General features: G+C 35.4%; 8 protein-coding genes, 1 pseudogene and 1 other annotated feature. Of the genes and pseudogenes, 3 read left to right on the top strand and 6 right to left on the bottom strand.

All coding sequences use genetic code 11. The features are described 5' to 3' along the window. Positions 1-317: 317 nt before the first annotated feature. Both croR and croS read left to right on the top strand, forming a co-directional pair. Positions 318-1,007 (top strand): response regulator transcription factor CroR, encoded by a 690-nt coding sequence (croR, locus tag BCR25_RS10305; RefSeq protein ID WP_069663528.1) that lies wholly within the window; start codon positions 318-320, stop codon positions 1,005-1,007. Then, complete coding sequence (croS, locus tag BCR25_RS10300) at positions 997-2,163, top strand: sensor histidine kinase CroS (protein ID WP_069663527.1); 1,167 nt, start codon at positions 997-999, stop codon at positions 2,161-2,163. The genes croR and croS overlap by 11 nt, the downstream gene beginning before the upstream one ends. Before the next feature lie 68 nt (positions 2,164-2,231). Here the strand turns inward: croS and BCR25_RS10295 are convergent, their stop codons facing one another. The 6 genes from BCR25_RS10295 to BCR25_RS10270 form a co-directional block, all read right to left on the bottom strand. Next, a complete protein-coding gene (locus BCR25_RS10295; protein WP_069663526.1) occupies positions 2,232-4,499 on the bottom strand; it encodes an ABC transporter permease in 2,268 nt (755 codons plus the stop codon). Next, entirely contained in the window at positions 4,499-5,194 is a 696-nt protein-coding gene (locus BCR25_RS10290; RefSeq protein WP_069663525.1) for an ABC transporter ATP-binding protein, read from the bottom strand. The genes BCR25_RS10295 and BCR25_RS10290 overlap by 1 nt, the downstream gene beginning before the upstream one ends. Before the next feature lie 9 nt (positions 5,195-5,203). Next, on the bottom strand, positions 5,204-5,980 hold the full coding sequence (locus BCR25_RS10285; RefSeq protein WP_069663524.1) for an AAA family ATPase: 777 nt from the start codon (positions 5,978-5,980) through the stop codon (positions 5,204-5,206). Beyond that, positions 5,973-6,917: an AvrD family protein gene (locus tag BCR25_RS10280; RefSeq protein WP_069663523.1), complete on the bottom strand. Its 945-nt coding sequence runs from the start codon at positions 6,915-6,917 to the stop codon at positions 5,973-5,975. The genes BCR25_RS10285 and BCR25_RS10280 overlap by 8 nt, the downstream gene beginning before the upstream one ends. Before the next feature lie 97 nt (positions 6,918-7,014). Further along, on the bottom strand, positions 7,015-7,620 hold the full coding sequence (locus BCR25_RS10275; protein ID WP_069663522.1) for a response regulator transcription factor: 606 nt from the start codon (positions 7,618-7,620) through the stop codon (positions 7,015-7,017). Further along, positions 7,617-9,407, bottom strand: coding sequence for an ATP-binding protein (locus BCR25_RS10270; RefSeq protein ID WP_139124569.1), 1,791 nt, complete (start codon positions 9,405-9,407; stop codon positions 7,617-7,619). Before BCR25_RS10270 ends, BCR25_RS10275 begins: the two co-directional genes overlap by 4 nt. A 153-nt stretch (positions 9,408-9,560) precedes the next feature. After that, positions 9,561-9,773, top strand: a binding site (T-box leader). A 207-nt stretch (positions 9,774-9,980) separates the two neighbouring features. Here BCR25_RS10270 and BCR25_RS10265 point away from each other — a divergent pair. Beyond that, positions 9,981-10,262: pseudogene (locus BCR25_RS10265) on the top strand (serine--tRNA ligase); the annotation flags it as partial. Positions 10,263-10,356: the final 94 nt, after the last annotated feature.

The raw sequence follows: 10,356 nt of genomic DNA, 5'->3' as shown, positions 1-10,356 counted from the left end.
AAATGTTATTCTATTTTGGTCGTTTCGGCTATTTTGTTTGGTGCCTTGCGACAAGTAATAATATACCAAGTTTCATCGCGTAGGTCAATCAAAAATTGCAATTTTTTTGAAGTTTTTTTCGTTACCGATTGTTTTATTACTTTTGTTCTTTATCGTTCGTTTTTAGGTGGAAATATCTCTTTTTTTAGTTGATTTCTTAAGTTTTCGTAATGGATTCTAAATTTCCTGTAACTTCTCCTTGTTTTTGTCAATTTTGTTCTTTTTTTGTTAGAATAATAGAAGAGGAATTCTATTATATATATGGAGGAAACAATAATATGAAAATTTTGGTTGCGGATGATGATAAAGAGATCGTAGAACTATTAAGTATTTATATTCATAATGAAGGATATGAAGTGGTAAAAGCCTATGACGGGAAAGAAGCTTTATCTAAAATTAGGACGATCTCCGATATCGACTTATTGATTCTAGATATCATGATGCCTATTATGGATGGTATGCAAGTCGTTAAAGAATTGCGAAAGGAATCTCAAATTCCGATTATCATGCTGACAGCTAAGACGACAGATATGGATAAAATCAAAGGTTTAGTTGCCGGAGCAGATGATTATGTAACAAAACCATTTAATCCACTAGAAGTTATGGCTCGTGTTAAATCAATTTTGCGACGCAGCCAAATGCAACTTAAAGCCGATGAGCCGGATATATTAGAAGTAGGCTCTTTGATCATAAATAAAGATTCTCATGAGGTTAAGACAGTTGACGGTAAAGAAATTCAATTAACTGCTCTGGAATTTGGTATTTTGTATTTACTAGCCAGTTACCCAAATCGTGTATTTAGTGCAGATGAGATTTTTGAACGTGTGTGGCAGCAAGAAAGTGTTGTATCGGCAAAAACTGTAATGGTCCATGTCAGTCATTTGAGAGACAAGATTGAAGAAGCAACTGGTGGAGAAAAAGTCATTCAAACAGTTTGGGGAGTTGGATATAAAATAGATGCTCGTTAGACAAAAGAAAATCGAAAAGCAAAAACGAATCACCTTAACATCAAAAGAAATCAGCGAATTATTGGCTGAAGGAATAGTAACAATTATCCTATTACTTCTATTAAATGTATCGATTACTGTTCTTTTGAGTGGTAGTCAATCACTACAGGGAATTATTTGGACAACTAAAGGGGCTTTTGCAAAAGAGCTGAATACAGATCTTTTTTGGAGTTTGAGTAAATTTGTCGTTCCACTCTTCTTTATAGTAGATGTTGGTGTCTTATACTGGCGCTTGATTCGACGATATCGCCAAATGCAGCTTCGTCATATTATCAGTGAGCTTCATTTTATCGCTGATGGAAATTACGATCATCGGATTCCTTTTGAGCTAAGTGGCGATTTAGCCAAAGTTGTTACTAGCATCAATGGTTTAGTTGATAGTACGGTAGCCGCAATTGAAGATGAGCGTAAAATAGAAAAATCCAAAGATGAGCTGATTACAAATGTCAGCCATGACATTAGAACTCCTTTAACTTCTATTATAGGTTATTTAGGATTGATTGAAGATCGACAGTTTCACAATGAAGAAGATCTATTGAAATATACACATACTGCTTATGTTAAAGCCAAACAAATGAAATTACTGGTTGATGATCTTTTTGAGTACACCAAAGTACGACAGCCTTCCGTTCCAATCAATAGCATCAATTTCGATATGACTCAACTGATCGAACAACTTGCTGCTGATTTTGAACTTGAAGCAGATAAGAATAAAATGTCGATTCAAGTGAATGCTAATCCGGCTTCGATTAAAATGGACGGAGATACTGAAAAATTGGTTCGGGTTTTCAACAATCTACTATCAAATGCATTAAAATATGGTAAAGGCGGCAAAAAAATTGTGATCGACGTAGAAAAAGTTGGTACAGAAGTTGTGATTGCCGTAAGAAACGATGGACCACCAATTCCAAAGAAATCATTGGACCAATTGTTCGACCGCTTCTATCGTGTGGAAGAGTCACGCTCACAAGAAACTGGCGGTACAGGCTTAGGTTTAGCAATTGCACAAAGTATTATTGCATTGCATGGCGGTTATATTTACGCAACCTCTGATAATAAGTGGACATCCTTTATTATCCATTTGCCTCTCAAAAGAAATTTATTGAAAAAATCATAGTCTTCATTTAGAAAAGAGGTATAGATACACCAGATTGGTGCTGTCTATACCTCTAAATTTTTTAAGTTTTAATCCACACTTTTTAATGACTCTACCATATCAAGTTTTTGTATTCTTCGTCCTATGAAGAAGGTAGTTGTTAAAGAGCACAGCCAAACCACAAGAGACGCTAAAAATAAATTGGGAATACTTATATAAGAAGTATATTCTAAGTGAATTGTAGAGAATGTTTTTACATACTGGTCCAAAAACCATAGCCCCAAAGGAATACCCAGAAGCCAACCAACTGTTGTCGTAAGTAGATTCTCAATCATAGTAATTTTTTTCAGCTCTTTTTTATGAAACCCTAGAACTCTTAGCGTTGCATAATCCCTTGTTCTTTCAACGAAATTCAATGTACCTAAATTATACAAGACCACTATAACCAGTAATATGGCGAAAGCAATAATCATCATAAAGATGCTTGTCAAACTTGCAACAAATTCATATGCATTATCTTTTTGATCGGCAATTTTAATTACAGAATCTACAGTAGCACTATTTTCTACAGTTTGGTCTGCTCCTACAAGCAATGTATGAGGTGAAAAGACACCTCCAGCATTTTCCCACGTGCTCTGCATAACGTATGCACCTTGATTCGTTTCACTGATAATGATTCCTTTGATTTCAAACTCATATGCTTTATCATCCAAAGAGGGACGGACTCTGATGTCATCTCCTATTTTTAGATTTGCTTTGTCTGCAAACCCATTGGTCAGGTAGATTCCATCCTCAGATACCTCTTTACCATCTTGCGTCTTCATATTTACAAACGAACCTTCATCAATGATAATTAATAATCGATTATAACCATCATCTGGTGTAAATCTCGCCGGCAATAATTGAACACTTTGTCCATCAACTTCTTTTTTTAATGCTTCAAAATTTGTTGCATCCAGTCTTCTGTCATAAGTAAAGTCTTCATTATATGCCTTATCTACTAAATGATTGATTGATTCTGGCATACCAAAACCGGCCGTAAGCAACATCATTCCACCAGCAACACCAATAATCCCCATCAACATCCTCACTTTGTTGATGGAACCATCTCGAAGTGCCCACCTATTTTCAAAACTAAATCTTTCCCATAATAACGGAAATTTCTCCAACATAATAGCATGGATTTTTTTTGTACCGCCACCGCGAAGAAACAACACTGGTAAACCTAATCTTGCTTCTCTTGAAGCTAGGAAAGCAGATAGAACACATGTAGAAATCACAAGCAAGCCAACAACAAGAGACGTATAATTATAAGAAATCGTCCATTCTGGAATTGAAAACATATCTTTTTGTGTACTCAAAACGAACCATGACAAAAGCGGAGATACCAACGCCCCTAAAAGTGCTCCTCCTCCACCGATTAGCAATCCAAAACTAGCATAATGAAATCCAATGCTTTTATTTGAAAAACCCAGTGCTTTTAAAACAGCAATTTCCTTTGTCTGCGATTCGATCAATCGTCTAATTGTTGTATACATTGCTAAAATTGCAAGTAAAATAAAAAGAAATGAAAACATATAGGATAAGTTTCGAATTTGTCCGACACGATCCAACGCATTAGCAACTTCATTTAACGTCTCTTGATTGTAGTAGGCAATAAACCTCTTTCCTAAAACATCTTCAACATCCTTACGCAAATCATTATCAGCGCTAGTCATCTCAACCACATTAGGAAGTTCCTTATAATGGAATTTTTCCTGTAATGCTTTCGTTGTAATAACCCCATAGCCATAATTTGAATAATTAGGAGCAATAAATTCTTGTGTTCCCGTGTAATAAATTCGTTCTGGCGATTGGATAAGACCTTTTACTTCCAACGACGATTTTTGTTTTCTGAATGTTAACTCAATGATATCTCCCACTGCGATATCATTTTCTGATGCATACTCCTTATTAATCCAGACACCTTCATCATCGTCACTAGGTAGAGCTTTCCCTTCTGTCACAAAAGGAGTGGATAAGTTAGCCTTTGAATATGTATCTAAAGATAAGTATTTTTCTTGCTCATCATCTCGTTCATCCGTTACTTGGATTCGTGTCTTTTCCACAACTTTTTTTACACCAGAAACAGCACGGATTTTTTCGGTGTCCTCTTTTGTAAAGCCAGTACTATACACCCATGAGTCTGCTAAGTTTGCACCTTTTGTAAAAGTATCTAAACTTTTTTCAAGACCACCCCACGCACCTTGTAAACCAACAAAAACTAAAACACTCAAAAATGACATTAAAAATACTGAAAAAAACTGGGTCCAATTTTTAAAAATATCTCGTCTCAACTTCAAATTCAAAAAGGTCACTATAGCTGAACCTCCTGAACGTCAATTGGCTGCATATTTTCTTCAATAGATAAAACTTTGCCATCATGAAGCCGAATGACTTTATGTGCAATACTAGCAAACTCTGCATTATGCGTTACCATAACTACAGCAGTATTGGAATCATTCGCTGCGTCTCTCAGAATCTCCATGATTTTTATTCCTGTTTCCGAATCAAGAGCACCTGTGGGTTCATCACACAACAATAATTCCGGTGATTTCGCTAATGCTCTCGCAATAGATACACGCTGCATTTCTCCACCAGACATTTGTCCAGGAAAATTGTTTTTTCTATGACTCAAGCCAACCTGTTTTAAATATTTTTCAGCATTCTTTTTGTTTCCTGTCAGTTGTCCTGCAATCGCAATATTTTCATATGCAGTCAAACTAGGGATCAAATTATAAAATTGAAAGACAAAACCCACTACATCCCTACGGTAAACAGATAGCTCGAAGTCATTTAAATTAGTTATATCCCGCCCAGCAAATGAAAATTGTCCCCGCGAAGCACGATCCATTCCACCTAATAAATTCAACATAGTACTTTTCCCAGACCCCGAAGGACCTAAAATAACTGTAAATTGTCCTTTTTCGATAGTGAAATTAATATTATCCAACGCTTTTACTTTTTGTGTTCCTACATCGTATTCTTTACTGACATTTTTGAATTCTATCATGGTATCCTCCTAATATTTTGTCAAAATCGACACTTTTTCTTTAAAATCTGGTTCAGAATATTGTTCAATAATTCTCTGAGCAACCATTTCTCGGTTTCCCTGAATCTTTTTTTCTGCGAGTTGAACAGCTTCTTCTATCGGGACAACTATCGGAAGATTGTAGGATTCAACAATTTGTTGAACCCGCTCTACTTGTTTGCCGGTGATAATTTTTGGCTCTAAACCGATATCTATAAATGCTGTTCTCAATTCTTGATCTGACAATACACGATACTTCTCTGAAACAGGACGATGCCCATCCGGATCCATATCAAATTCGATCGGCAAATGAACTGCATCTGTATACCACTCTTTTGCATGCTGATTGGCAACTTGTCCATATGCATCTAAGTATTTTCTAAAGAAGCTACGAGCTGGTAGTCCTAAGACAGCTTTCGCCAATCTATGCGTAAACGTTGCCCCTGGATTGATGCCTACTTTCATCCGTACAGTTCCATATATCCATTCATTCAATACTGAACCATCTGAAATAAAGCTACCCGTTTTTTGATATAATACTACTTCTTCTCGAATTCTTTCTTCCATTCTTTTAAGACCCAATGCCATTAATTCTGTTGCATTCATATCCTGAAAACGACGCCCTGGATAGAGATCTGTCAATATTTCTCGTGCCGATAAAGCGTTGATCAAAGGAATCCCTGTTGCTATAGACAAAGCTGTCGTCGTTGTTGTTTTCCCTGTGGAATACGTTCCTGAAATCACTAATCTAATCTCATCCTTATACATGTGCCTCACTCCCGCCAGTTTCCTTATTCGGAACTTTATGTGCTAGTTTTCCAGTAAATCGAACATTGCTATCTGCTGTTTCCCCAGCCATATTAAATGTGCGCCAATTTTCATTATTCATTGAAATAATTTGTGTCTTATTGATTCCGCCAGAAACTAAAATTTGTTCTGCAGAATATGACATGGGTTCATCCATTTCGGCTTTCGCTAAACGCATCCAAAAAGTATCACTATATTTTCTTTCAATATCATCAAAGTTATATGCTACGATTTGACTCATTTGCGAAAAAATAATCAACCACTCAATTAAAGACATTGCCTTTGATACTTTACTTCCTATACCTGAATAAGCAAGCTTACAACTTGTAGCTCTAGTTACTTCACACATCATTTCTTTTCCATTGTAGATATCAATATTTTGAATATCATGGCGTACATGTTTTAAGTGGTCAGCCATATAATTAACTGCCTGCTCTTTATTATGTTTGTGTGCTGCTGCCACTTTGATTGCTCTTAGTTCAACACTTATTCTCATCCCTAAAATAAAAACAGTAAATCTCTGGCTCTCTTCGTGAATGATTACTTTTTCAATATTCATAGGAATTCGTCTCAAATCTTCAACAGGTACAACACCTGCTTTGATTTCAAAAGAAGATAAGTACAAGTCTTCTAAGTTTATCTCTGGATGGTACTTACATAGATAACTTTCTGCAGCCAAAACAGCTAAAATCAGTCCATCGACCGTACTTAAATGCGGCTTTTGACTTTCTCCGTCTTTCACTGACCAACTGCAGGATTGGTTTATTTGTGCAACAACAACTAATTCAGAGCCGGAACCATTTGTTTCTACGCCCTCTACTAAAGAATATTCTGTATTTTTGTGTCCAGCACCAAAATACCGTGTTTCAAAAGCCCCTAATATCTCATCAACAACCATCTTTTTTCCTCATTTCCTTTTGATCTATTTATCATAAAAAAAAAACCGCAAGAAAACATCCGTATTTTCCGAATGTTTTCTTGCGGGATTCCTCATTTTACTGGACCAAGTTCAATCTGAGTGCCTCTCTGACAGCACCAATTCGACTATTAACGCTAAGCTTTCTACATATATTCGTCACATGTGTTTCCACCGTCCGTCTACTGATATACAGTTCCTTCGCTATTTTTTCATTAGTATACTCATTGGCAACTAAATTAATGACCTTTAATTCTATTTCACTCAAAATAGGATTGTCCTCAACCGAAATGAGGAAATCTGGCACTACCATATTCCCTTGATGGACATTGATGATCGTACTAATGAGTTCTTCATAACTTGTCTCTTTTCTTAAAAAGGCTTTTATCCCTAACTCCAATGCACGCTTATGAAGCATCTCTTCGTAAAAACCTGAAATCAAAATGATTCGCGCTTTACTATTAGCAATCGCTTGAATTTTCTTTACCAGATCAAAGCCATGAATACCATCTAACATAAGATCCATCACAATAATATCTATCTCTTTATATTTAATACAAATCAAGAATTCCTCTACCGTCGTATATGCGCCAACTATATCAAATTCTGGAATAGTTGCTAACTTATTTCGCAACCCTTCCAATACAAGTTGATGATCGTCGATTAATGCCATTCTAATGTTCATCTTCTCTCTCCTCCTGCCTGATTATAAGGAAGCATCATCGTAATCGTCGTTTGTCCGCTTATATCTACGTGTAATTCTCCACCAAGAAGCGTCAATTTCTCTTTTATCAACGATAAACCAAAATGTACTCGACCATCATTTTTTTTCTGGGTATAGTTGCCATTGTCTACTACTTCAAAAAAACAATTATTTTCCTTATAAGAAATCGTTAATGTGATTTCATCGGCTTTTCCATGTAAAATACTGTTATTAATGAACTCCTTTAACGATCGTAAAATAAAATTATTTATTTTTACTGGGAAATTCTCTACTTTCTTATCTATCGTGTACGAAATATTTACTGTATGTTGTTTCACAGTTTGATCGATCATTGATGCGATTGTATTTGTCAATCCCATCTCTTGGATCATCAATGGATAAATATCTGAACATAGCTCTCTTAAATGAAAGATTAATTCATCCAGCTCTTGAATAATCGTCTCTTTTGATATATTTTCTTCTTTTTCTTCTGCTGTTTTCATCAAATAGATAACATCTTGAATCACTGTATCGTGAATAAAGGTAGAGATATTTTCTCTCTCATCCTCAACAGCCACAAACAAAGCAACTGGATCACTATAATCTTTTTTTCTTTTTACAGTCAATATCATCTCACCAATCAATGGGAAAAAAGAATAGATTAAAAAGAAAACATACAGCATTAACACAAGTAACGGAACATATCGCCCCAGCAAAGAAATGATTGTTATCGTAGCTGACAAAATAAAAGCCAAGATGAAATATAAAACAGATTGATTCATTTTGTAATTGTAGCGTAAAAAACGAGATAGAATCAGTAAATGAGCGATACCAAATGCTGGTAAAACAATAAATAAGACAACCAAATAAAACGGCGCAACCCAACCTGTTGGCAAAATATAAAATAGGAACAATGGAACAAAGCTTAATAAACTAATCAATGATAGATCTATCCGTGTGCCTTCTTTTTTCTCTTTATAAGAAGAAAATCCCTTAAATAATTCGCTTGCAAACAGACTGAACAAGATCAGTCCTAGAACATAGAAAACACCCGTAGATAGATACTCAGAAAAAAAACTAGGTAATTGTATAAAATACGCTAAGCTTATCAAAGAAACATTGACCAGACCAATCAGCACAATTACTTGCAGCAGCCTTATTCTATAACTATTAATTGAGGACGATTTATTTAAAAAAATATAGACATAGCCTGGAAAAGCTGAAATTGCAAAAACAATAATCAGTCTGCCAAGGTAATTACCCATACTAGACGGAACAACTGCTAATAAGGAAAAAATGGACAGCACACTAAATCGGTAAAATTGCCTTGAACGTTTATTTTTCAACTGCTTTCTAGATAAGCCAATTAAAATAATAAGGTATATAAAACCTATAACAAAAAAAGTGCAATAGGATTCAACATTCAACTTATTCTTAGTAAACGTAATGAAGTGCATCTTACCTTCTCGTGAAATAGCGATGGTATCTGCTTGTTCCACGATCAACCATTTATTGAGTACACGATTATCCCCCGCTGGCTGACCATCAATTTTTTCTAGCTTATCTCCTATCTTGATGCCACTAGAATTAGCTGCACCATTCACTTGTATCTTTTTTATGACCCAGCTAGCTCCTTCTTTTCTTGCACTGATCCCTAGATAATTTTTATTCATAGACAACAGCATAAAAAAATAAAGGCTGATTATTACAAAAACAACCGTTAATAGCAGACTCAGCTGAATCCACACTCTCCTTCTCGGCTTATTCACCACTCATCCTCCTGATTATATCTATCTTGATTATCTTGTTAATTACTCATCATTTTATCATACATTTTAAACAATTGATATTACCCTAATAGGTATTATTCGCTAAGCAACAGTCATAACTATGGTTGACATTCAAATGAAAGTTTTGTATCCTAATGACAAGCAAAGAGAAAAAGTATTTATAGTTTTGAATTTAAGAGAGTTTGCGGTGGTGAGAGCAAATATTCTACTATAAAGAAGTCCGTCTCTTATAGATGCATTCAACGAAATAAGTTGAATCGGCAGCAGCCGTTATCTGCATTACAAGGGCAGCAGTCTAGCTGAACTTGGGTGGTACCGCGAAATTCAAGTCATTTCGTCCCAAGAATATTTTTCTGGGGATGAAGTGGCTTTTTATTTTACTGCAATACCACCTAATTCGCGGACTAGTGCGGACTAAACACCCCGTTATACTTAAACATATCACAAAATACGGTATAGTCATCTGTGACTAGTGATTTCTCGTTGTACGTAAGACTGGATACAAGGTATAGCAAAAAAATGTTGTGACTTTTATATTAAGGAGGAATAAATATGTTAGATGTAAAAATGATTCGTCAAAACTTTGATGATGTTCAGGCAAAATTAAAAACCCGTGGCGTAAAAGAAGAAATCTTGGTGGAATTCTTGCGCTTAGATGAAAGTCGCCGGCATTTATTGGTAAAATCAGAGGAATTAAAAAAATATCGAAATGATGTTTCAGCTGAAATTGCTCAACTAAAACGCAATAAAGAAGATGCAACAGCTAAAATTGCAGAAATGAAAGAAGTGGGCGGCAACATCAAAGCTTTAGATACCGAAATTGAAGATATTGATGGTGCGACACGTTTCACTATAAGTGTATAACACGAAAAGTGAGGACTTACTGAAGGTTAGTAGGTTACAACTAATGATTTGACAGTTGGAATGA

The sequence above is a fragment of the Enterococcus termitis genome, assembly GCF_001730305.1.
Taxonomy (GTDB): Bacteria; Bacillota; Bacilli; order Lactobacillales; family Enterococcaceae; genus Enterococcus_L; species Enterococcus_L termitis.
Note: the sequence above shows the minus strand (reverse complement) of the source record. Positions and strands in the feature narration are given on the sequence as shown.

Bases quoted from the DNA above. Each gene is read 5' to 3' on its own strand.
- croR (WP_069663528.1), top strand. From the start codon at position 318: ATGAAAATTTTGGTTGCGGATGATGATAAAGAGATCGTAGAACTATTA.
- croS (WP_069663527.1), top strand. From the start codon at position 997: ATGCTCGTTAGACAAAAGAAAATCGAAAAGCAAAAACGAATCACCTTA.
- BCR25_RS10290 (WP_069663525.1), bottom strand. From the start codon at position 5,194: ATGATAGAATTCAAAAATGTCAGTAAAGAATACGATGTAGGAACACAA.
- BCR25_RS10285 (WP_069663524.1), bottom strand. From the start codon at position 5,980: ATGTATAAGGATGAGATTAGATTAGTGATTTCAGGAACGTATTCCACA.
- BCR25_RS10280 (WP_069663523.1), bottom strand. From the start codon at position 6,917: ATGGTTGTTGATGAGATATTAGGGGCTTTTGAAACACGGTATTTTGGT.
- BCR25_RS10275 (WP_069663522.1), bottom strand. From the start codon at position 7,620: ATGAACATTAGAATGGCATTAATCGACGATCATCAACTTGTATTGGAA.